The 1,162-nt window shown below is 55.9% G+C and carries 1 protein-coding gene; it reads left to right on the top strand.

The genetic code is table 11. From position 1 onward, the window contains the following. Positions 1–1,162 (top strand): tandem-95 repeat protein (locus tag JQC93_RS20210; RefSeq protein WP_205160110.1); only part of this gene is annotated, 1,162 nt, incomplete at both ends.

The following is a 1,162-nucleotide window of genomic DNA, read 5'->3' as shown; positions in this document are numbered from 1 at the left end:
AGCGGAGAACTTCTACGGCGATGTCGTAATTAACTGGACCACCGAAGACGACGATGGCGCGACAGCGACCACCACCTCGACCATCACAGTCGGCGATGTGAACGACGGTCCGGCTATTACTGCGGATGATAAGACCACCGAGGAAGACGTTGCAGTTGTTCTGACGTTCGATGCCAGTGACGTGGATGGCACCATAGTGTCGACCACGCCGACTCTTGCTAACCCGTCTCAAGGCTCTATCAGCACAGACACTGATGGCAACTTCGTGTTCACCCCAGCCGAGAACTTCCACGGCGAGGTCGTAATTAACTGGACCACCGAAGACGACGATGGCGCCACGGCGACCACCACCTCGACCATTACCGTGGGTGATGTGAACGACGGACCGGCCATTACTGCGGACAACAAAACTACCGACGAAGACGTCGCGGTTGTTCTGACGTTTGATGCCAGCGATGTGGATGGCACCATTGTGTCGACCACGCCAGTTCTGGCTAACCCGTCTCAAGGGTCGATCAGCACAGACACTGATGGTAACTTCGTATTCACCCCAGCCGAGAACTTCCACGGCGAGGTCGTAATTAACTGGACCACCGAAGACGACGATGGCGCCACGGCGACCACCACCTCGACCATTACCGTGGGTGATGTGAACGATGGCCCAGTAATTACCGCAGACGATAAGACCACCGACGAAGACGTTGCGGTTGTCTTGACGTTTGATGCCAGCGATGTGGATGGCACCATAGTGTCGACCACGCCGACTCTAGCGGATGCGACTCAAGGCTCGATCAGCACAGACAGCGATGGCAACTTCGTGTTCACCCCAGCGGAGAACTTCTACGGCGATGTCGTAATTAACTGGACCACCGAAGACGACGATGGCGCAACGGCGACCACCACCTCGACCATTACTGTGGGCGATGTAAACGATGGACCAACGATCACCGCAGATGACAAGACCACCGACGAAGATGTTGCGGTTGTTCTGACGTTTGATGCGAGCGATGTGGATGGCACCATAGTGTCGACCACACCGACTCTAGCGGATGCGACTCAAGGATCGATCAGCACAGACAGCGATGGCAACTTCGTGTTTACACCTGCCGAGAACTTCTACGGCGAGGTCGTAATTAACTGGACCACCGAAGACGACGATGGC

It is taken from the genome of Vibrio ulleungensis (assembly GCF_016900875.1).
In the GTDB taxonomy this organism is placed as follows: domain Bacteria; phylum Pseudomonadota; class Gammaproteobacteria; order Enterobacterales; family Vibrionaceae; genus Vibrio; species Vibrio ulleungensis.
This window is presented reverse-complemented; position numbering and strand designations above follow the sequence as displayed.